We start from the raw sequence: 20564 nt of genomic DNA, 5'->3' as shown, positions 1-20564 counted from the left end.
GGTTTATTGTGTTAGCGATAGAGCTGATGTTGGCGAATATATTCGGTTGTTGTTTGAGATAAAACTGTGCTGATATCAATATTTTGAGCTAACTGCTGACGTATTTCAGTTGAAGAAATATCGACTAACTGGCTGTTGATAGTGAATATTCTGCCATTTTTAGCATGGGAAGGCGAGTCAAGATAGTCTGCGGTTGCTTGTCTGAATAATAATTCTTTGGTCATTTCGCTGTGGGCGTCCATTGCCCAACCTGGGCGTTGACATAGCGCAATATGGCACAGATTAAACAATGATTGCCATTGATACCACAATGGCAATTGAACAAATGAATCCATGCCCATAATGAAAAAGAATTCATCATCGGGATATTGTTGGGTAAGTAATGTGAGCGTGGTGACGCTGTAAGAAGGGGTATCACGATTGATTTCGATGTCACATAGTTTAAATTCTGGATGCTGCTGGCAAACTAACTTCACCATTTCCAGCCGATGATGAGTACTGACTACGGTAGTATTTTTATGTGGGGGTATATGATTGGGCATTAGCCAAATCTGGTCTAAATGAAGTTGCTGTTTTACATCTAGTGCAGGATTGATATGTCCTAGATGGATAGGGTCGAACGTGCCACCCAAAATACCGATACGCATTCGCTGTCCTTACTTTTTGTCTCAGTCTGTTAATTCAATATGAGCTAAACGGTTATGTGCTCGTGGATCAAATAAAATGCAAAGATGGCTGAGACCAATCCAATCTTCAAGCCCTTTTTGTTTTAGATTTAATTCTAATTTAGACGCAAACGCGAGCATATGTTCGATATGATCTAAATCTAATCGCGTTATTGCAGCTTGATAGAGTGGTTTACGCTTATCCCAAATCCGGTGCTGGCCCCACAGTTTACTGAGTTGCTCGCCATTATGAACGGCCAGTTTCAAGGTGAGCAGCAAATTTATCTCTTTGAATAAAGCCCACATTAAAATGGGCATTGCAGTGCCTTCAGCCTGCAATTGAGCCAACATATGTTGCGCATGTTTTTGATGATTACCTAGAATGGCATCACAAAGTTGAAACACACTGAAACGAGATTGGTCTTCGAAATATTCACTGAGTTGTTCTGGGGCAATATTTTGCTTAGGGCTGAGCAGTTGTAACAATTGCATCGCTTGTTCAGCCGCCAATAAGTTACCTTCAAATAGGGTAAACAACATGGCTTTGGCATCATGGTGAACTGTGAGTTCATAATGAGAAATACGACTGTCTAACCAGCGTTCAAACTGTTTACCTTCAGGCGTGGTGCAGGGTAGGTATATACCTTTGGCATCGAGTGATTTAAACCATTTGCTATTGGTTTGCTCTGCACTGGCTTTGGGGCCTTGAATAATCAATAACATATCAGGATTAGGGTGTTGCAACAGCGTTTGAAATGCTGCAGCGCCTTCCATGCCAGGTTTGCCTTGCGGCAGGGTTAACTCAATAATCCGCCTACTGGAAAATAAGCTCATTGCTTGCCATTCTTGGACTAAATCTCCCCAGTTAAAACCGGTTTCTTGGCTTAACTGTACACGCTCTTCAAAGCCTTGTTTTTTAGCGGCGTTGAGGATCAATTGTTTACTGTTTTCGATTAACCATGGGTCATCACCAAACAGTAAAAAACATTGAGGTAGTGGTTTGAGATGTTGTTTGAGTTGATCAGGATAAACCCGCATTACTCTGCCCCGATTGACGCCAGAGTTTGGATAATATAATCGGCTGCCTGTACGCGCATTTCTTTAACCAACAACTCCATTTCACGGCTTTTTGCTAATGCAGTACGAGGATCGTCTTGATAATCTCGACGGATTTCAGTATCAAAATCTTGTGGCTCTTGTCCTGGTAAAGTGACCGAATAATGCACTAAGTAGATCAGCTCATATTCTGCGACATTTCCAGTGGGATAAAGTGACAATGTGGCACGTTCCAGTGAGTCGTTAATTAACCGTAATGTCGGTGTTTTTTCTGCTGCATCGACAAGGCTTATACGGTTGATCCGTAATCTGTCACGAACTAAGCGAGTTAACTCACTGTATTCATCGCTGCTACTCAAATGTAATTCGGCTAATTCAGCTGGAATGGAATAACTGCGTTGGAGTTTGAAGCCGCATCCTGCAGTGGTCAGTAGCACCAATGTCATTATGGCTAAACAGATTTTTTTGGCTAGCATAGTGAGGGGAGGCATCCTTGTTTATTTGCATGGTTAAATAAATAACTTACCGCGGTGTAACCCGCGGTAAGTTATAACACTGAAGCGTTAACGTTATCACCCTAATTTCGGAGGCTAACTTGCCTCATCATTAAGACGACTTAGTTAGCAACTATACTTAATAGTTTGCCGGGCACGTAAATCACTTTACGAACCGTTAACCCTTCAGTGTGTTTTTGTACATGCTCATCACTCATGCCTAATGCTTCTACATCTTCTTTTGATGCATCGGCAGCAACAGTAATTTTTGCACGAACTTTTCCGTTTACTTGTACCACAATGAGCTTACTGTCTTCGACTAATGCTGACTCATCGACTTCAGGCCAACGGCTGTCTTCAATATCACCTTCGTTACCTAGCTCATTCCATAACGTAAACGTCATATGCGGAACAATAGGGTAAAGCAAACGCGTTACTGCAGACAAAGCTTCAGCAAGTAATGCTCGGTCTTGAGCCGTTTCTTGTGAGGCTTTCAGTAAATGGTTCATTAGTTCCATTACTGAGGCTACAGCGGTGTTAAACATTTGACGACGTGCAATGTCATCGCTGACTTTGGCAATGGTCTTATGTAATTCACGGCGCAATGCTTTTTGATCGGCATTTAATTTGCTGGTATCTAATGGGTCAGTTTTACCTGCAGCAACATGATCGCTAGCCAATTTCCAGAAACGTTTAATGAAGCGATGTGCTCCTTCAACGCCAGACTCTTGCCATTCCAGGGTTAATTCTGGTGGCGAGGCAAACATCATGAATAAACGTACGGTATCAGCACCGTACTTTTCAACCATAACTTGTGGATCGATACCGTTATTTTTCGATTTAGACATCTTACTCATACCAGTGTAAACCAGTTCATGACCTTGATTGTCTATCGCTTTAATAATGCGGCCTTTGTCGTCTTTTTCTACCACAGTCACTTCTAAAGGTGATACCCAAACTCGGGCACCTTTTTCGTTGGTGTAGTAATAAGCATCTGCTAATACCATGCCTTGAGTCAGTAATTGCTTTGCGGGCTCATCACTGTTGACTAAGCCAGCATCACGTAGCAACTTATGGAAAAAGCGGAAATACAATAAATGCATACAAGCGTGTTCGATACCGCCAATGTACTGATCTACTGGTAACCAGTAGTTAGCTTTAGCAGGATCTAACATTTCGTCTGCGTGAGGGCTACAGTAACGGGCGTAATACCACGATGATTCCATAAAGGTATCAAAGGTATCTGTTTCGCGCATTGCAGGCTGACCATTGACTGTGGTTTCTGCCCAAGCTTTATCAGCTTTGATCGGACTTTGAATACCGTCCATCACCACATCTTCTGGCAAAATAACTGGCAGTTGATCTTCAGGCGTTGGCACAACAGTACCATCTGCGAGGGTCACCATTGGGATAGGAGCACCCCAGTAACGCTGACGAGATACACCCCAGTCACGTAAACGGTAGTTTACTTGACGCTTGCCTTTGCCTTCTGCAGTTAATCGAGCATCAATGGCTTCAAAAGCCGCTTGAAAGTCTAAACCGTCAAGCTCTGGGAAAGTGTCTCCAGAATTAAATACGATACCTTTTTCGGTGTAGGCTTCTTTGCTGACGTCTACTTCGCCATCTACTGGCTTAATGACCGCTTCAATCGCAAGCTTATATTTAAGCGCAAATTCATAATCGCGTTGATCATGAGCAGGTACCGACATTACCGCACCCGTGCCGTAATTCATCAATACAAAGTTAGCTACCCAAATAGGTACTAACTTGCCACTAATAGGATGAATAGCTTGTAAACCGGTTGCTACGCCTTTTTTCTCCATCGAAGCCATCGCAGCTTCAGTGGTATCAGCATTTTTACATTCTTCTAAAAATGCGGCTAACTCAGGGTTATTCAATGCAGACTGTTCAGCTAAAGGATGACCTGCTGCAATAGCTACATAAGTCACGCCCATTAACGTATCTGGGCGAGTGGTGTAGATGTCAAACGAGGCATCACTGTCAGCAACGGCAAAGGTCATTTCAATACCTTCACTGCGGCCAATCCAGTTGCGTTGCATGGATTTAACCTGCTCAGGCCAGCCATCTAACGTGTCGATGTCGTTAAGTAATTCTTCTGCGTAATCGGTGATTTTAATAAACCACTGAGGAATTTCTTTCTGAATCACTTCAGTATCACAGCGCCAGCAGCAACCATCTTGTACTTGCTCGTTTGCGAGTACAGTTTCATCGTTTGGACACCAGTTTACTGATGAGGTTTTTTTGTACACTAAACCTTTGGCATACAACTGAGTGAAAAACCATTGTTCCCAACGATAGTACTCAGGGGTACAGGTAGCGATTTCACGACTCCAGTCATAACCAAAGCCTAATAGCTTAAGTTGGTTCTTCATGTAGTCGATATTTTCGTATGTCCACGGTGCCGGCGAGGTCTTATTATTGATCGCGGCATTTTCTGCAGGCAGACCAAATGAGTCCCAACCAATCGGTTGCAAAACATTTTTACCTTGCAAACGTTGATATCGTGCCACTACATCGCCTATTGTGTAGTTACGGACGTGGCCCATGTGAAGACGACCTGAAGGATACGGAAACATTGAAAGACAATAGAATTTCTCTTTGCTTTCATCTTCAGTAACTTCAAAGGTTTTATGTTCGTGCCAGTGCTTTTGCACTAAGGCTTCAATTTCTGAGGGATTATATAGCTCTTGCATCAATCTATTTCCGGCCATGCCGCCCATTGTTTGATCTAACGCTCAGCAGCGAGATTTATAACTGCATAGAATAAACCAGAAGTGATCTATTAAAAAGGTGCGTATTAAGGAGTATTACTTATGAGTGGAAAAAGTTCAGCACTATTAGCCTTATATCAGTCACTATTCGAACAGGTGAAAACCTCGTTTGAGCAAGATAACTCATTGACTGCTAAAAGTTTGTTTAAGTCAGTGACCCAGGGTAAAGAGTATTTAAAACTAAAATCTCATGCAGATGAAGAAGAGCTCGCTTTAGTAGAAGAATTTTTAAAGCGTGACATTGCAGCCTTCTTAAATGAGGAAAATGCCGATAATTTGAGTTTTAGTCCGATGGTTATTGGGATTGAGAATACATTATGGCAGTGGTTGAGCGAAATAACTGATCGTAGCCAAGTGGAGTGGCATGAACTTTTACAAGATTTTAAACATCATGGTGTTTATAAGTCTGGGGAAATTATTAACCAAGGTAAACTGACCTGCGATAAATGTGGTCATCAAATGCAAATCGATTTTCCTGGGGTCATCCCCGACTGCCCAAAATGTGATTATAATGAGTTTTCAAGGGAGCCGTTAACACCATAACCAGCTAAGTGAATACTTAAAACTCTACTCGGTAATGGTAGTGACTCGTACTGCTGTTACCGATCATTTCATCATACGCTGTCTGAATTTCTAGCATGGCATAATGAATGCCTTGTTGTTTCAATAACACTTCAGCTTGTTTGATTGAGTTGAAACTCAGCTGTTTCCCTGCTTTATTGCGAACACTGTAAAAATTTCCCAGCAGATCTTTAACACCGAGCAAATAATGATTTGAGTCGGCATAACTAATAATCGTTGGATGTTTAGTTTGTTGGGATATGGCTAATTTTATTTCAAATAGTTGCATCGTAATCTTCACCAATAGTTGTTTACTGAAGACATTACGAAGCAAGCTGAAGCTTAGTTTATATTGATAGCTTATTTTTAACATCTAAATGCATTTAAAGATGGTTGTAGATTAGCAACCACTGACTACAGTTTGATATTGGGGTGCTGTATTTGCATCTGCGGCTTGAGTGTAAGAAAAGTAACAATTGTCATTGATGACCTGGCCATTATCATCTTTATCATATCCGATATAAGTAATAGCAATTCCTTGATATTGAATGGTAAAAGCGTCATCCACAACGATCCATTTTTCGATGTCCGTGTTGTCTAAATAGCCCCATTTCAACCGAGTTTCAAATACTCCGTCGTTGTCGATATCAATATCGATTAAGTCATCGCGGTTTGTGACGGCTTGCACTCGTAAGCTCGTCATTTTTGAACGGGCATACACCAGAGTATTGGCTGTTTTAATGCTGCCCATGAGGCCCGATAGGGTGCGCTGTCTCGCTTCGGTACTCAAGCCAATAAACTTAGGTGCTGCAACCAGCGCTAGAATGCCTAAAATAATGATGACCACAATCAACTCTATTAAGGTAAATCCTTTTGAGAGAACCTGTGTTTGGAGTCGAATCGATTGTGACATCAAATTGTCCTGTTATTTACGTAAGACGTTTCTGACACCAAATAACACTAATAAACCGCACAGTATGAGTAAGGGGAATTGACCTATTTTTCTAAACCAAGTTTCACCTTGATAAAGTGCAATATTGGTTACTAACACCCCAGTTTCAAACTGCGGGATAGCATCGGTAATTCGTCCATGCGGATCAACGACTGCAGTAATGCCATTATTGGTACCACGCAGAAGAGGTTTACCCATTTCAATGGCACGCATTTGGGCTATTTCCATGTGTTGTAATGGCCCGTTAGATGCGCCAAACCAAGCGTCGTTTGATACGGTGAGTAGCATATCTGTTTCATTTGTAACGCTTGCTCTTACTTGCTCTGGAAAGGCAATTTCATAACAAATCGCCGGCGCTACATGATAACCCAGTGCAATTAAATTAGGTTGAGTGTAGTCACCACGTTGGAATGATGACATTGGTAAATTAAAAAACGGTGCAATAGGGCGTAATAAATCCCCTAATGGCACGAACTCACCAATTGGCAGTAAATGATGTTTCTTAAACTCGTTGGTGCCACCGGCAATATAGTCAGCACTTTGTTGCTGTTTCTGATGGTGATTACCTAATACGATTAATGAGTTATAAAAATCATTTTGCTGGTGGCTAATAATGCCTGTAATAATCGCAATGTTATTCATATTGGCGACTTGATTGGCATTCAATAAAAAGTCTTCCACCATGGCTTCTGGTGCAGGAATGGCAGCTTCTGGCCAAATAACGATATCGACACTAGAGGCATCATCAAATTGCTCACGGGTTAGATCCATGTATTTAAGCATGGTTGGCCACAATGCATCTGGCTCCCACTTCATACTTTGGGGAATATTACCCTGCACTAATGCCACTTTAACTGTTTTACCACTGGCTGATATTGGGTTGAGTTGCGGTGCCGCCCAAGCGCTTAATGCCAAGATAGGTAATATGATTAACACTGGGAATACTCGCTTTTGTGTTAACAGCATCAGTGAGCCTGCAACTAAAGCCACCACAAAGCTCAGTCCTAACGCACCAATAAAGCTGGCAAATTCACTAAGAGGCCCTAATGTTTGGCTGTAGCCAGCCCAAATCCAAGGGAAACCTGTCAGTACCCATCCTCTTAACCATTCAGTTAGCACCCATAATGCTGGGAATAATCCTAGATAGGTAAAGTAAGGATTTAAGGAGTGCTTAGCTGTGCGTGATAACTTGCTGAGCAAGTATCCTGTTATTGCGGGATAAATTGCCAGATACAGTGCCAGTAAAGCCATTAAGGTTATTGACACAACAATGGGCATGCCACCAAAGGTATCAATACTGACATGCACCCAACTAATGCCAATGGCAAAGCAGCCAAAACCGAAACTAAGCCAGTAATACAAACTTTGTTTGGCGGTTAATGTATGACTCTGCCATAGGGCAAAACTCAATGCTAAAGGAAATATGGCCCAAATTTCATAAGGCGCAAACGAAAGTGCCGTACTGGCGCCAGCAATAAATGCCGTCACCAGACGAACAATACTCAAAGAAGAGTGTAAAGGTTGAGTTTTTAGCACGATTTAGTTGTCGAATTCTTCACTAATATTAGGGTCAGGGAGTTTAACACGAAGTTGCACCAAGCGGCGGTTATCTGCGTTAATGACTTTGAACTCGATATTGTTGATGATAATGCTTTCATTACGTTCTGGTAAATGGCCAAATGCATGCGATACCATACCACCGACAGTATCGAACTCTTCATCACTGAAGTTGGTACCACAGGCATCGTTGAAATCTTCAATTTCAGTCAGCGCTTTTACCATGAACACTGTGTTACTGAGTTTTTTGATTTCGGTATCTTCAACTGAATTATGGTCAAATTCATCTTCAATTTCCCCGACAATTTCTTCGAGAATATCTTCAATAGTGACTAGGCCTGACACTCCACCATATTCATCGACAACAATCGCCATATGGTAGCGTTGCGAGCGGAATTCTTTGAGTAGTACATCGACTCTTTTACTTTCAGGAACGACCACGGCAGGTCGAATCACTTGGGCAAGAGTAAAAGATTCATCAGATTGTTTAAATCCGTATTTGATCAAATCTTTAGCCAGTAAAATGCCTTCAATATGATCTTTGTCTTCATTAACAACAGGGAAGCGAGAGTGACCTGAATCCATGACGATTTCTAAAAACTCATCCACGGTAGAGTCTATTTGAATGGTAACAATTTGCGATCTTGGGATCATGATGTCGCGCACACGAAGGTCGGAAACCTCTAATACACCTTTAATCATTTCGCGAGTATCTTCGGTGATGAGGTCACGCATTTCTGCACCGGCGATGACATCAACTAAATCTTCGCGATTTTGAGGTTCGCCCTGAAATAATTGGTTAATTTTATCGAACCAGCTCTTCTTGTGGGCGTTTGTACTCGGGGGGATATCGTCACTCATAATATTTACCTAAACAGGGTTATCTATAAGATATACCTTGTTTATTTATGCTTCCTTATAGGGATTGTCAAAACCTAAGCCTTCAACAAGTTGGGTCTCTAATGACTCCATCTCATCGGCTTCTTCGTCGATAATATGGTCATAACCCAGCAAATGCAAGCTACCGTGTATGACCATGTGTGCCCAGTGTGCGATTAGCGGTTTATTTTGCTCAATTGCTTCTTGTTCCACCACTGGTGCACAGATAACGAGGTCACCCAATAATGGCAATTCAACTTCAGGCGGCGCTTCAAATGGAAATGACAATACGTTAGTTGGTTTGTCTTTACCGCGATAAGTTGAATTGAGCTGCTGACTTTCGGCAATATCAACAATACGAATGGTTAACTCGACTACTGACATTGTTTGGCCAATAGCCGTTCGAACCCAAGTTTCAAACTCAGCTTGTGTCGGTAAATGTGGATTATCGACTGCAATTTGCAGGTCGAGATCTAATGATATCCCTTGCTGGCTCATTGAGCACTTTCCTCTTTATCTATTAGCTGACGTTTCTGCTCACGTTCACGATAAGCTTGTTCTTTGATGGTTTTTTGGATTTGCTCTTGTTGCTCGAATGCTTCATACGCTTCAACGATACGAGCAACAACAGGGTGGCGGACCACATCTTGGGCAATAAAGAAATTAAAGCTGATCTCAGATACTTCACTGAGAACCTCAATGGCGTGACGTAGGCCTGATTTTTGGCTACGAGGTAAATCAATTTGAGTAATATCGCCAGTGATCACCGCACGAGAATTAAACCCAATACGGGTTAAGAACATTTTCATTTGTTCAACTGTGGTGTTTTGGGCTTCATCTAAAATAATGAAAGCATCATTGAGAGTCCGGCCGCGCATGTAAGCGAGCGGGGCGACTTCAATTACGCCGCGTTCAATCAGTTTTTCAACCTTCTCAAAACCCATCATCTCAAATAAGGCATCATAAAGTGGGCGTAAATATGGATCGACTTTTTGGCTTAAATCGCCCGGTAAAAAACCGAGTTTCTCGCCGGCTTCAACCGCAGGACGAGTTAATAGAATACGACGCACTTCTTGTCGCTCATACGCATCAACCGCCGCTGCAACAGCAAGGTAAGTTTTACCTGTACCAGCAGGGCCAATACCAAAGCTGATGTCGTGACGAGTGATATTATGCATGTACACACTTTGATTTGGTGTACGAGGCTTAATCACTCCACGCTTAGTTTTTATATTGATGCTACTGTCGTCAGAGTCTTGCTGTGCTTCAAGGTTAATGGCTTCTTGAATGGCTAAATGCACTACTTCAGGTTCTAAGTCTGGCGTGCTGCCTTTTACGGTTTGGGTTTCAATGTATAACTGACGCAGCAAGTTATTGGCATTGAGCGCATTACGTGGCAGTCCAACAATAGTGAAGTGGTTATCTTTATGAACAATCTCAACACCTAATCGGCGCTCTAGCTGTTTGATGTTGTCATCAAATGGGCCACATAATGACACGAGGCGGCGAGTATCTGAAGGTTCTAGATACAAATTCATGGTAGTGACTTTAGTGGTCAAATAAGGCTCCAGGTTTTGGTATTGGACAACAAAATATATGCCATTTAGTAATAATGACAGTTTACGAGTCTCTGTATCGAATTACCATAATATGACTAATTTTAGGCAAAATTAAAGGCGGACAAGCCGCCTTTAATATCATCTTAAGCAACAAACATGAATTACGGCTTAAAGTGGGTCACACCTAATGCGTCATCTTGCTTGTGTTTAGCCATAATATCAGCTGGTTGTAAACTGCGACGTAAATCCATTTCATCTTCACCACGGACAAATTCGCCGCGTAATGAGTTGGTATAAACATCAACAATTTTCACATCAACGAAACTGCCGATATGAGTATGGGCGGCTTCAAAGTTAACGACTCGACTGTTTTCAGTACGACCGCGAAGTTCCATTGGATTCTTTACCGATGGACCTTCTACTAAAATACGTTGAACCGAGCCTAACATATGACGGCTATAACGCATTGCTTGTTGCGTAATGCGCTCTTGTAAAATCGCTAAACGCTGCTTCTTTTCTTCGTCGCTAACATCATCAGGCAAATCTGCCGCAGGCGTGCCTGGGCGAGCGCTGTAGATAAAGCTAAAGCTGTGGTCAAAACCAACATCTTCAATCAGTTTCATGGTATCAGCGAAATCTTGTTTAGATTCGCCAGGGAAACCAATAATAAAGTCTGAACTGATTTGAATATCAGGACGCGCTTTACGCAAGCGACGAATAATCGACTTGTATTCAATTGCCATGTGACCGCGTTTCATTTGGGTCAAAATACGATCAGAACCCGATTGCACCGGTAAATGCAGGAAGCTCACCAATTCAGGCGTGTCTTCATACACATCGATAATGTCTTGGGTGAATTCAATTGGGTGGCTAGTGGTAAAACGTAGACGGTCGATACCATCAATTGAGGCCACTAGGCGCAATAATTCCGCAAAGGTACATATCTCATCATCATGAGTTGCACCGCGATATGCGTTAACGTTTTGACCTAATAAATTGACTTCACGTACACCTTGGGCCGCTAATTGAGCCACTTCAAGAATAACGTCATCTAACGGACGGCTGACTTCTTCACCACGGGTATAAGGTACCACGCAGAAAGAACAGTACTTACTGCAACCTTCCATAATTGACACGAACGCGGTTGGACCGTCAGCGCGAGGCTCAGGAAGACGATCGAACTTCTCAATTTCTGGGAAACTGATATCAATCACGGCTTTTTCGCCACGTTGAATTTGTTCAATCATCTCAGGTAAACGATGCAATGTTTGTGGACCAAAGATAATATCAACGCATTGAGCGCGATCTTTAATTGCTTTACCTTCTTGCGAGGCAACGCAACCGCCGACCCCAATAATTAAATTAGGATTTTTATCTTTTAAAGATTTCCAACGCCCTAGCTGATGGAATACCTTCTCCTGTGCTTTTTCACGAATAGAGCAAGTATTAAGCAGCAGAACATCTGCTTCGCTTGCGTCCTCGGTCAAGGTATATCCTTGATAGTCGTCTAATAAATCGGCCATCTTTGATGAGTCATACTCATTCATTTGACAGCCCCAGGTTTTAATATGAAGTTTTTTACTCATCAGTGCTCGCCAGTAAATCACAGTAAAAATAGCGCGACATTTTACCTGTTGTCAGGCGGTCTGGCTAGCACTAGTGCAAGTTTCACTCATTTGAATCTAAACTTTGTAATAGCCTTGAAAATTGTAATGATTTATCGTTGGCGTTAAACGTGATGGATTGAGCGGAGTAAAAACCAAATTCCGCGGCCATTTGGCGACTTTGTTGCTGGACTTGAACGAGATTACTTTGGCTTAAATCGCGATTAAAGCTGAGCAACATTTCCGTGGTTTGTTGATATAGGGCATAATCGAATGCATTACGATATGTCACGGTAATGGTTTCAATGGAACCTATATTTGTTACGTCCGGAATGATTAAATTATTTTTGGGGTTATTGGCACTGGCATTAGTCGACAGTATTAATGCGCAACTTATGATTGTGGTGATCAAAACTGTGGCAATTAAACCATAGCGAATGTAATGGCGTACAAATTGATGGTGACGGTTCATGATGTCCTCTCTTGATTACGTAAAGTGGATCAATTAATCAGACAGTCACAGTATATAAAATCGTTTATTGATTGATTTTTGTTCATTGTAAGCGGATGTAGGAAAAAGCCGTTATAGCAACATTTGGTCATGCTTTAGCTCTTATAGACATATTTATACATATATTGACCTCTATTCACTGTCATATTAAACAGAAACTCATCTCACTATTTATGGATGCCAACACAATGCAAGATGCTTCATTTACATCAACGAACACCACTGGTCACACTAATCATTATGATGTTGTCGTTGTTGGCGGCGGAATGGTCGGTGCAGCAGCAGCGATTGGATTAGGTCAGTTAGGGCTCAGTGTTGCAGTGATTGAATCTCGCCAACCGCAACCTTATGAACCAGAGCAGCCTCTAGATGTACGAGTTTCGGCAATTAGTGTGGCATCTGAGCAATTGTTAGCGCGACTTGGTGTTATGGATGAGCTGCTAACCATGCGTCATGTGCCATATACTGGTTTAGAAACATGGGAACTTGATGGCTGCCTTACTGCATTTAGCGCCGAACAAGTTGGCCAGCCGCACTTAGGCTATTTTTTTGAAAACCGTTTAATTCAATTAAGCCTATGGCAACAAATTCATCAAATGGACAACATCACCTTACTGTGTCCAGCTAAAGTGATGCAGTTTTCGCGTTTAAGAGATGGTCATCAAGTCGGTGTTTTGCTGGATAATGGCGATATGCTTACTACAACATTACTTGTTGGTGCCGATGGGGCTAACTCGCAAGTGCGCCAATGGGCTGGTATTGGGGTGACAGGTTGGGATTATGCCCAATCGGCAATGTTAATCAATATAAGTACTCAAACTCCTCAGCAATCAATTACCTGGCAGCAATTTACTCCAGCAGGGCCTAGAAGCTTACTGCCGCTGCCTGGAAATAATGCTTCGTTAGTGTGGTATGACGATGCCAATCGAATTAAACAGTTATCTCAACTGAATGATCTACAACTTGCCGAACAAATCAGACTGCATTTCCCATCGAGATTAGACCCTGATTTTACTGTTGAAAATCGCGGTAGTTTTCCATTAACTCGGCGCCATGCACAACAATATTATCAAGATAATCTGGTTATTATTGGCGATGCAGCTCACACGATTAATCCATTAGCTGGTCAAGGCGTTAATATTGGTTTTAAAGATGTCGATGTGCTGGTGGCTCAAATTGCTAATGCTATTGGTAATGGTAAAACATGGTGGCATGCGAGTGTATTAAAGCATTATCAGCAAGCGCGATATTATGATAATCAATTGATGATGACTGCAATGGATGCTTTTTACGCTGGTTTTAGTAACAATTTATTGCCATTAAAATTACTGCGTAATGGCGCGTTAAAACTGGCCAATATCGACTCACCGCTAAAACGTAAAGTATTGAAGTACGCGCTTGGGCTGAATTAAACTATCGGTTGGCGATATGTGCCATTTGTTAGCTAGGCTTACTACGCAACAAACATGACTTCTGTAAAGAGTCGTCAACCGTAAAGCATGAGTGGCTTTGAATGATTACATTATGAGTGAAATTGGTATAAAATGCCGCGTTTTGCATCATGTGTATTTTGATGTACCCCATGAAGGCATTTAGCAGCATTGTTTGCTATTAAACTGACTAGGTTGTGATGAGTAACATTAAATTGATTGTCGGGTTGGCAAATCCGGGTGCTGAATACGCACAAACTCGCCATAATGCTGGTGCATGGTACGTGCAAGAATTAGCGCGTATATGTAATGTCCCTTTGGTTGCAGAGAGTAAATATTTTGGTGTCACAGCCCGTGCAACGTTGCATGGCAGGGATGTTCGTTTACTGATCCCGACAACTTATATGAACTTAAGTGGTAAGTCGGTTGCAGCGTTAGCCAATTTTTTCCGCATTTTGCCCGAGGAAATCTTAGTCGCCCATGATGAGCTGGATATGGATCCTGGTGTGGCTAAATTCAAGTTGGGCGGTGGCCATGGCGGTCATAATGGTTTAAAAGACATTATTGCCAGTTTAGGTAACGACAAAAACTTTCATCGTTTGCGCATTGGCATTGGCCATCCAGGCGATAAAAATAAAGTCAGCGGCTACGTACTTGGCAGGGCACCAACGATAGAGCAAGAGCGAATAAACGCCGCGATTGATGAAGCGGTTCGTTCAACCGAGATTTTATTTAACCAAGACATGGCGAAAGCCATGCATAGATTACATTCGTTCAAAGCAGAATAAGCCAAGCGAGTTTTGTTTTAACACCCTTTCGACATCATTATCCAATGGGATAACTCTACATATATAAAGGTAAGCATATGGGTTTTAAATGCGGCATTGTTGGTCTGCCAAACGTGGGTAAGTCAACGTTGTTTAATGCGTTAACACAAGCGGGTATTGAAGCGGCAAACTTTCCGTTTTGCACTATTGAGCCAAACACGGGTGTGGTACCGGTACCAGATGCACGTCTTGATGCGTTAGCTGCTATTGTTAAACCTCAACGTATTTTACCTACTTCTATGGAGTTCGTTGATATCGCTGGTCTAGTCGCTGGTGCATCGAAAGGTGAAGGCTTAGGTAACAAGTTTTTAGCTAACATTCGTGAAACTGATGCAATTGGTCATGTAGTACGCTGTTTTGAAGATCCGAACATTGTTCACGTAGCGAATAAAATTGACCCAGCTGGCGATATTGAAGTCATTAATACTGAGCTAGCTCTAGCAGACTTAGACGCATGTGAGCGCGCTATTTTTCGTCAAGCTAAACGTGCTAAAGGCGGCGACGGTGATGCAAAATTTGAAGTCGCTGTACTTGAAAAAATGCGTCCATTGTTAAATGAAGGCCAAATGTTGCGTTCGTTGGAATTAACTAAAGAAGAGTTAGCAGCCGTTGCTTACCTTAACTTCTTAACGATTAAACCAACAATGTACATTGCTAACGTTGCCGATGATGGTTTCGAAAACAACCCTCATTTAGATGTTGTTCGTGCTATTGCCGCTACAGAAAATGCTATCGTTGTGCCTGTATGTGCTGCTATTGAATCTGAATTAGCAGAAATGGAAGCAGATGACCGCGCAGAGTTTATGGCTGACCTTGGTTTAGAAGAGTCTGGCTTAGACCGCGTAATTCGTGCAGGTTACGAATTACTGAATCTGCAAACGTACTTTACTGCAGGTGTAAAAGAAGTTCGCGCATGGACAGTACCTGTTGGTGCTTCTGCCCCACAAGCTGCTGGCGTAATCCATACCGACTTTGAACGTGGCTTTATTCGTGCACAGGTTATGGCATATCAAGATTTTATTACCTACAAAGGTGAAGCTGGCGCCAAAGATGCGGGTAAATTACGTGTTGAAGGTAAAACATACATCGTTAAAGATGGCGATGTAATGCATTTCTTATTTAACGTATAAGTGTCACTTACGTTAATTAGAAATTAAAATGGGGCGTAAAGGTGTTTAAGGTGTGTTAATTGGGTTTATTTTGTCGATTCGGCATTCAGTTTGGTGAAGTTATAGCCGAACAAGTCGAATTGATGAAAATAGCGAAAAAAACCAGTTGACCTAGATAACCTGAATAAGCATAATACGCCCCGTTCCTCACCAAGAGGGATAGCAAGAAATAGTGGCAATATAGCTCAGCTGGTTAGAGCACAGCACTCATAATGCTGGGGTCGCAGGTTCAAGTCCCGCTATTGCTACCATCTATTTCTTACCCATCTGCTCAAGATGTTAAACTAGAGTGTTGTGCGGGAGTGGTGGAATTGGTAGACACGCCAGATTTAGGTTCTGGTGCCGCAAGGTGTGAGAGTTCAAGTCTCTCCTTCCGTACCATTTATTAGAAATATTGGCTTAAGCGGATGTTTCAAAAAGTTTGATTGGGATATCGCCAAGCGGTAAGGCACTGGGTTTTGATCTCAGCATTCCAAGGTTCGAATCCTTGTATCCCAGCCATTTATAAAGTTAGACAAGATTATTGGGATATCGCCAAGCGGTAAGGCACTGGGTTTTGATCTCAGCATTCCAAGGTTCGAATCCTTGTATCCCAGCCATCTTTGGCAATGTAGCTCAGCTGGTTAGAGCACAGCACTCATAATGCTGGGGTCGCAGGTTCAAGTCCCGCCATTGCTACCATATTTACTGGGTAGAGTGAGTTGTACTTACGTTAGCTGGTAAAGCAAAGTTTACTCTGAAATAAAAAGAGTATACTCTAAGTTAAAATTTGATGCGGGAATGGTGGAATTGGTAGACACGCCAGATTTAGGTTCTGGTGCCGCGAGGTGTGAGAGTTCAAGTCTCTCTTTCCGTACCATCAAATTTTAGTCACAATTGTTCTTCATATCTGTTTAAAAAATACTATTGGGATATCGCCAAGCGGTAAGGCACTGGGTTTTGATCTCAGCATTCCAAGGTTCGAATCCTTGTATCCCAGCCAAATTCTAAAAAGCCCGTCTTATAGACGGGCTTTTTGCTATTCTTTTTCAGCAAAATGTTTTCAGCAAAATGTTTTGAGCATATTGAAGCCTGTTGATGTTAATACTGCTCAAAGAAAATCACCCCTTAGCCTTATCCCATCTGCTATCAAGTTACTCTGAATAAGCAGATAATTAATACAATCGGTATTGTTTACCAATAGTATTTTCCTATCAACGCGATTGATTCTATCGGTTATCTATTTTACTTACTGTTGTTTAGACTTGTCTTATGCAGTGAATATTTTTAGAAAGGCTTATCATGAACGTCCTAACACCAACACCATTAACGAACCCTTATGAAGCATCACAACCCAAGATGGCACTGATTGCTGAAGGTGGTGGTCAGCGAGGGATATTCACTGCTGGTGTTTTAGATGCGTGGTTAGATAATGATTTTGATCCCTTTGATTTATTCATAGGCACATCTGCTGGTTCACAAAATCTCACGAGTTTTTTATCTCGCCAAAAAGGCTATGCCAAGCGATTAATCCGTGGGTTATCACGACATAAGCGATTTTACCAACTGGGCCGAGGGTTAGTTGGCGGAAATGTTGTCGATTTGGACTGGTACTTTGATAAAACGACTCAAGGTAGTTTTGCCTTAGACTTTACCGCAGCAGCAAAATCTTTGGGACAACGCGAGTTATTGATCACCGCAACTAATTCACGCGACCGACAAGGTTATTTCTTACGCCCAAATGGTGATAATGACCACTGGCGCGAATTGCTTAAAGCCTCAAGTGCATTACCCTTTCTATATAAACAGGGGGTTAAACTTGCGCCCTGGTTAACCGCCAGTGCAGCTAATCAAGTTCATACCGACGATGATTACCCTCAAGCGGACTTTTATCTTGATGGTGGACTGGCTGCGCCGTTACCGGTTCGTGAAGCATATCGCCGTGGTGCGAGAAAAATAGTGGTAATTCGTACTGTTAATGAAGATTTTCATGCACAGTCTGCTTGGGTGCATAAATTAAAATCATGGATTTGTGTGTCAGGTTATTGTCCCAAAACCATAGATTACTTGGTTCAGCATGAACATGCTTACGAACAAGAGCTCGCGTTTATCGCCAATCCACCAGATGATGTCGAGATCATTCAAATTTTTGCTGATGATGATCTGCAAAGCAAATTGTTGGGCAGCACAGATATGGGCTTACGCCATGATTATCAAACCGGTATCACTGCGGGCAATACTTTTTTACACACTCAAAAGACATTCTATTCTGCACATTCTCAGCATCCGCTAGAGTCGAATGCAGTCATGCAAAGCATGACTGCATAGATGAGTCTGGTTTTTGGGTTTGGAAGCCGACGATGAGATGATGCTATTGATTCAATCAATAAATGCACTTGTGAGTTGAATGCTTGAAGGTTGTAGAATGATTTGACGGTTAATGTTAGACATCAGCCATTCAATAATGACGAACATCTGGTAATGGTGGTTCGGCTTATTTCTCAAGTAACTTATATAAAGTATTTTTGCGAGGTTTAACCAAACAAAAACGCACTCGTAAGAGTGCGTTTAGTTGTTTCACTCACTAAAGATGATTAGTGGCGGAACATCGCAGAGATTGACTCTTCGTTGCTAACGCGACGAATCGCTTCAGCTAATACTGCAGACATCGTTAGCTGGGTCACTTTAGCCACTTTCAGCATTTCAGGGCTTAATGGCACCGTGTCTGTCACGATAACTTCATCGATAACAGAATTAGCAATATTTTCAGCAGCATTGCCTGAGAATACCGGATGAGTAGCATAAGCGAACACGCGGTTAGCGCCATGTTCTTTTAATGCTTCAGCAGCTTTACATAAGGTGCCACCCGTGTCGATCATGTCATCAACGATGATGCAATCACGGCCTTGAACATCACCAATAATATGCATTACTTGGGCAACGTTAGCTTGTGGACGACGCTTATCGATAATCGCAAGGTCAGAATCATCTAATAGCTTGGCAACTGCACGAGCACGAACTACACCGCCAATATCAGGAGACACAACAACAGGATTTTCTAATTTCTTTGCCAACATGTCTTCAAGTAACACAGGGCTACCGAACACGTTATCAACAGGGACATCAAAGAAACCTTGAATTTGCTCAGCATGTAAGTCACAAGTCAATACGCGGTCAACACCCACGCTTGACAAGAAATCTGCAACAACTTTTGCGGTAATGGGTACACGTGCACTGCGTACACGGCGGTCTTGACGAGCATAACCAAAGTACGGAATAACGGCAGTAATACGACCCGCTGATGCACGACGTAGCGCGTCAACCATTACAATAAGCTCCATGAGATTATCGTTAGTTGGTGCGCAAGTAGATTGGATGATGAACACATCCGCACCACGTACATTCTCGTTTATTTGAACACTGATTTCACCGTCGCTGAAACGGCCTACAACTGCGTCGCCAAGTTTGCAAAATAAACGGTCGGCTATCTTGGCGGCTAGATTTGGGGTAGCGTTACCAGCAAAGAGCTTGATGTCGGGCACTTTATGAACCTCAGGTGTTTGCTTTACGATTAAAGGCTAGATCAATTTTACGTGTTGTCACTCAAAACTGACCCAGAAGAAATAATGTTGTTAGAGCTGCTCAAGTCGTATTTGTAATGGCGACTTGTTCATCCCTTTTGCGACAAAACCTCGCATATCAGCCGGTAATTTGGCTAAAGCGTCAAGGGCTTGTTGCGAATGTGTAAATTCCCCGAACACGCATGCACCTGTTCCGGTCATTCTCGACGGCGCATATTCTACCAGCCAGCTTAAGGCATTGGCAACTTGAGGGTGCTTAGTTGTGACCAGTTTCTGACAATCATTGCTCCATTGTTGAGTCATTAAACTACTCATATCCAATTTTGGTGTGTTACGTGGCAAATCAGGATGTTGAAAAACATCCTGGGTTGACACATGTACATCAGGGACAATAACTAAATACCATGACTCGGGTGGATGTACTGTGATTAGCTTCTCACCTACACCTTCGGCAAACGCAGATAAACCATTAATAAAAACAGGGACATCCGCACCAAGCGTTAAGCCAATTTCAGCCAGTTTACTGGGTGAAACATTGGTTTTCCATAAGGCATTTAGCGCCACTAATGTGGTTGCCGCATCAGATGAACCGCCGCCTAAACCACCACCCATAGGCAACAATTTTTCTAACCAAATATGCGCACCGCCTTGATATTGGGCGTAACGCTTAAGTGATTTTGCGGCCTTAAGAATTAAGTTATCGCTGTTAGCGACAGAATCGGACATCGTAGAATGGAGAATTAAATCTGGTGTGTCTGTGATATGAAAATCAAGGTAGTCACAATGGTCAATAAATTGAAATAGTGTTTGTAATTCGTGATAGCCATCGGCTCGTTGACCAGTTACATGTAAAAATAAATTCAGTTTTGCAGGAGCAGGCCAACTTTTGGATACCGCTGATTTGCGTGATTTCGTCGATGTCATGTTTTGTTCACTACCTTGTTGATT

19 protein-coding genes and 7 tRNA genes are annotated in these 20564 nt (G+C 42.3%); 12 read left to right on the top strand and 14 right to left on the bottom strand.

Annotation, left to right across the window (positions count from 1 at the left end; translation table 11 throughout):
* Nucleotides 1–11 precede the first annotated feature (11 nt).
* The 4 genes from nadD to leuS all read right to left on the bottom strand — a co-directional run bounded on the left by nadD (nucleotide 12) and on the right by leuS (nucleotide 4929).
* Nucleotides 12–647 (bottom strand): nicotinate-nucleotide adenylyltransferase, encoded by a 636-nt coding sequence (gene nadD / locus AAEY99_RS10075; RefSeq protein ID WP_335692419.1) that lies wholly within the window; start codon nucleotides 645–647, stop codon nucleotides 12–14.
* A gap of 21 nt (nucleotides 648–668) precedes the next feature.
* Nucleotides 669–1703, bottom strand: coding sequence for a DNA polymerase III subunit delta (holA, locus tag AAEY99_RS10070; RefSeq protein WP_162023779.1), 1035 nt, complete (start codon nucleotides 1701–1703; stop codon nucleotides 669–671).
* Nucleotides 1703–2197, bottom strand: coding sequence for an LPS-assembly lipoprotein LptE (locus tag AAEY99_RS10065; RefSeq protein ID WP_059744816.1), 495 nt, complete (start codon nucleotides 2195–2197; stop codon nucleotides 1703–1705). The genes holA and AAEY99_RS10065 overlap by 1 nt, the downstream gene beginning before the upstream one ends.
* Nucleotides 2198–2337: 140 nt before the next feature.
* Nucleotides 2338–4929, bottom strand: a complete 2592-nt coding sequence (gene leuS / locus AAEY99_RS10060; protein ID WP_101088859.1) for a leucine--tRNA ligase — start codon at nucleotides 4927–4929, stop codon at nucleotides 2338–2340.
* Nucleotides 4930–5049: 120 nt separating this feature from the next.
* Between leuS and AAEY99_RS10055 the strand changes: the two genes are divergently transcribed.
* Nucleotides 5050–5550 carry a zinc ribbon-containing protein gene (locus AAEY99_RS10055; protein ID WP_101088702.1) on the top strand — a complete coding sequence of 167 codons (501 nt, stop codon included), beginning with the start codon at nucleotides 5050–5052 and terminating at the stop codon, nucleotides 5548–5550.
* A 16-nt stretch (nucleotides 5551–5566) separates the two neighbouring features.
* On the opposite strand, the gene AAEY99_RS10050 is transcribed toward AAEY99_RS10055, so the two are convergent.
* From AAEY99_RS10050 to AAEY99_RS10015, 8 genes are all read right to left on the bottom strand, one after another.
* Nucleotides 5567–5857, bottom strand: a complete 291-nt coding sequence (locus AAEY99_RS10050; protein WP_174839650.1) for a DUF6482 family protein — start codon at nucleotides 5855–5857, stop codon at nucleotides 5567–5569.
* Between the two features lie 111 nt (nucleotides 5858–5968).
* Entirely contained in the window at nucleotides 5969–6481 is a 513-nt protein-coding gene (locus AAEY99_RS10045; protein ID WP_101088703.1) for a prepilin-type N-terminal cleavage/methylation domain-containing protein, read from the bottom strand.
* 12 nt (nucleotides 6482–6493) lie between these two features.
* Nucleotides 6494–8056 carry an apolipoprotein N-acyltransferase gene (gene lnt, locus AAEY99_RS10040; protein WP_101088704.1) on the bottom strand — a complete coding sequence of 521 codons (1563 nt, stop codon included), beginning with the start codon at nucleotides 8054–8056 and terminating at the stop codon, nucleotides 6494–6496.
* 3 nt (nucleotides 8057–8059) lie between these two features.
* On the bottom strand, nucleotides 8060–8938 hold the full coding sequence (corC, locus tag AAEY99_RS10035; protein ID WP_351010347.1) for a CNNM family magnesium/cobalt transport protein CorC: 879 nt from the start codon (nucleotides 8936–8938) through the stop codon (nucleotides 8060–8062).
* Nucleotides 8939–8983: 45 nt separating this feature from the next.
* Complete coding sequence (gene ybeY, locus AAEY99_RS10030; protein WP_351010345.1) at nucleotides 8984–9454, bottom strand: rRNA maturation RNase YbeY; 471 nt, start codon at nucleotides 9452–9454, stop codon at nucleotides 8984–8986.
* Entirely contained in the window at nucleotides 9451–10515 is a 1065-nt protein-coding gene (locus tag AAEY99_RS10025) for a PhoH family protein (protein WP_351010343.1), read from the bottom strand. The genes ybeY and AAEY99_RS10025 overlap by 4 nt, the downstream gene beginning before the upstream one ends.
* A 161-nt stretch (nucleotides 10516–10676) precedes the next feature.
* On the bottom strand, nucleotides 10677–12101 hold the full coding sequence (gene miaB, locus AAEY99_RS10020) for a tRNA (N6-isopentenyl adenosine(37)-C2)-methylthiotransferase MiaB (RefSeq protein WP_101088708.1): 1425 nt from the start codon (nucleotides 12099–12101) through the stop codon (nucleotides 10677–10679).
* 82 nt (nucleotides 12102–12183) lie between these two features.
* Nucleotides 12184–12591, bottom strand: coding sequence for a hypothetical protein (locus tag AAEY99_RS10015; RefSeq protein ID WP_351010341.1), 408 nt, complete (start codon nucleotides 12589–12591; stop codon nucleotides 12184–12186).
* A 227-nt stretch (nucleotides 12592–12818) separates the two neighbouring features.
* On the opposite strand from AAEY99_RS10015, the gene AAEY99_RS10010 reads away from it, so the two are divergent.
* The 11 genes from AAEY99_RS10010 to AAEY99_RS09960 all read left to right on the top strand — a co-directional run bounded on the left by AAEY99_RS10010 (nucleotide 12819) and on the right by AAEY99_RS09960 (nucleotide 18363).
* Entirely contained in the window at nucleotides 12819–14042 is a 1224-nt protein-coding gene (locus AAEY99_RS10010) for an FAD-dependent monooxygenase (protein WP_351010339.1), read from the top strand.
* A gap of 218 nt (nucleotides 14043–14260) precedes the next feature.
* Nucleotides 14261–14848, top strand: a complete 588-nt coding sequence (gene pth / locus AAEY99_RS10005; protein WP_101088711.1) for an aminoacyl-tRNA hydrolase — start codon at nucleotides 14261–14263, stop codon at nucleotides 14846–14848.
* 77 nt (nucleotides 14849–14925) lie between these two features.
* Nucleotides 14926–16017: a redox-regulated ATPase YchF gene (ychF, locus tag AAEY99_RS10000; RefSeq protein WP_101088712.1), complete on the top strand. Its 1092-nt coding sequence runs from the start codon at nucleotides 14926–14928 to the stop codon at nucleotides 16015–16017.
* Between the two features lie 213 nt (nucleotides 16018–16230).
* Nucleotides 16231–16307: transfer RNA gene (locus AAEY99_RS09995), tRNA-Met, on the top strand.
* A 45-nt stretch (nucleotides 16308–16352) separates the two neighbouring features.
* Nucleotides 16353–16437: transfer RNA gene (locus AAEY99_RS09990), tRNA-Leu, on the top strand.
* Between the two features lie 45 nt (nucleotides 16438–16482).
* A tRNA-Gln gene (locus AAEY99_RS09985) sits at nucleotides 16483–16557 on the top strand.
* Between the two features lie 23 nt (nucleotides 16558–16580).
* Nucleotides 16581–16655, top strand: a tRNA-Gln gene (locus AAEY99_RS09980).
* A gap of 5 nt (nucleotides 16656–16660) precedes the next feature.
* Nucleotides 16661–16737 (top strand) — tRNA-Met (locus tag AAEY99_RS09975).
* A 93-nt stretch (nucleotides 16738–16830) separates the two neighbouring features.
* Nucleotides 16831–16915, top strand: a tRNA-Leu gene (locus AAEY99_RS09970).
* Nucleotides 16916–16963: 48 nt separating this feature from the next.
* Nucleotides 16964–17038: transfer RNA gene (locus AAEY99_RS09965), tRNA-Gln, on the top strand.
* A gap of 299 nt (nucleotides 17039–17337) precedes the next feature.
* Nucleotides 17338–18363 (top strand): patatin-like phospholipase family protein, encoded by a 1026-nt coding sequence (locus AAEY99_RS09960; RefSeq protein ID WP_351010337.1) that lies wholly within the window; start codon nucleotides 17338–17340, stop codon nucleotides 18361–18363.
* A 266-nt stretch (nucleotides 18364–18629) separates the two neighbouring features.
* On the opposite strand, the gene AAEY99_RS09955 is transcribed toward AAEY99_RS09960, so the two are convergent.
* Both AAEY99_RS09955 and ispE read right to left on the bottom strand, forming a co-directional pair.
* Complete coding sequence (locus AAEY99_RS09955; protein ID WP_011636202.1) at nucleotides 18630–19577, bottom strand: ribose-phosphate pyrophosphokinase; 948 nt, start codon at nucleotides 19575–19577, stop codon at nucleotides 18630–18632.
* A 90-nt stretch (nucleotides 19578–19667) separates the two neighbouring features.
* A complete protein-coding gene (gene ispE / locus AAEY99_RS09950) occupies nucleotides 19668–20540 on the bottom strand; it encodes a 4-(cytidine 5'-diphospho)-2-C-methyl-D-erythritol kinase (protein WP_182744294.1) in 873 nt (290 codons plus the stop codon).
* Nucleotides 20541–20564: the final 24 nt, after the last annotated feature.

Source organism: Shewanella sp. S1-58-MNA-CIBAN-0166 (assembly GCF_040310085.1).
Classification (GTDB): Bacteria; Pseudomonadota; Gammaproteobacteria; order Enterobacterales; family Shewanellaceae; genus Shewanella.
Note: the sequence above shows the minus strand (reverse complement) of the source record. Positions and strands in the feature narration are given on the sequence as shown.

Excerpts from the sequence above, each read along its gene's own strand:
- nadD (WP_335692419.1), bottom strand. The coding sequence starts at position 647 with ATGCGTATCGGTATTTTGGGTGGCACGTTCGACCCTATCCATCTAGGA.
- holA (WP_162023779.1), bottom strand. The coding sequence starts at position 1,703 with ATGCGGGTTTATCCTGATCAACTCAAACAACATCTCAAACCACTACCT.
- AAEY99_RS10065 (WP_059744816.1), bottom strand. The coding sequence starts at position 2,197 with ATGCTAGCCAAAAAAATCTGTTTAGCCATAATGACATTGGTGCTACTG.
- leuS (WP_101088859.1), bottom strand. The coding sequence starts at position 4,929 with ATGCAAGAGCTATATAATCCCTCAGAAATTGAAGCCTTAGTGCAAAAG.
- AAEY99_RS10055 (WP_101088702.1), top strand. The coding sequence starts at position 5,050 with ATGAGTGGAAAAAGTTCAGCACTATTAGCCTTATATCAGTCACTATTC.
- AAEY99_RS10050 (WP_174839650.1), bottom strand. The coding sequence starts at position 5,857 with ATGCAACTATTTGAAATAAAATTAGCCATATCCCAACAAACTAAACAT.
- AAEY99_RS10045 (WP_101088703.1), bottom strand. The coding sequence starts at position 6,481 with ATGTCACAATCGATTCGACTCCAAACACAGGTTCTCTCAAAAGGATTT.
- corC (WP_351010347.1), bottom strand. The coding sequence starts at position 8,938 with ATGAGTGACGATATCCCCCCGAGTACAAACGCCCACAAGAAGAGCTGG.
- ybeY (WP_351010345.1), bottom strand. The coding sequence starts at position 9,454 with ATGAGCCAGCAAGGGATATCATTAGATCTCGACCTGCAAATTGCAGTC.
- miaB (WP_101088708.1), bottom strand. The coding sequence starts at position 12,101 with ATGAGTAAAAAACTTCATATTAAAACCTGGGGCTGTCAAATGAATGAG.
- AAEY99_RS10015 (WP_351010341.1), bottom strand. The coding sequence starts at position 12,591 with ATGAACCGTCACCATCAATTTGTACGCCATTACATTCGCTATGGTTTA.
- AAEY99_RS10010 (WP_351010339.1), top strand. The coding sequence starts at position 12,819 with ATGCAAGATGCTTCATTTACATCAACGAACACCACTGGTCACACTAAT.
- pth (WP_101088711.1), top strand. The coding sequence starts at position 14,261 with ATGAGTAACATTAAATTGATTGTCGGGTTGGCAAATCCGGGTGCTGAA.
- ychF (WP_101088712.1), top strand. The coding sequence starts at position 14,926 with ATGGGTTTTAAATGCGGCATTGTTGGTCTGCCAAACGTGGGTAAGTCA.
- AAEY99_RS09960 (WP_351010337.1), top strand. The coding sequence starts at position 17,338 with ATGAACGTCCTAACACCAACACCATTAACGAACCCTTATGAAGCATCA.
- ispE (WP_182744294.1), bottom strand. The coding sequence starts at position 20,540 with ATGACATCGACGAAATCACGCAAATCAGCGGTATCCAAAAGTTGGCCT.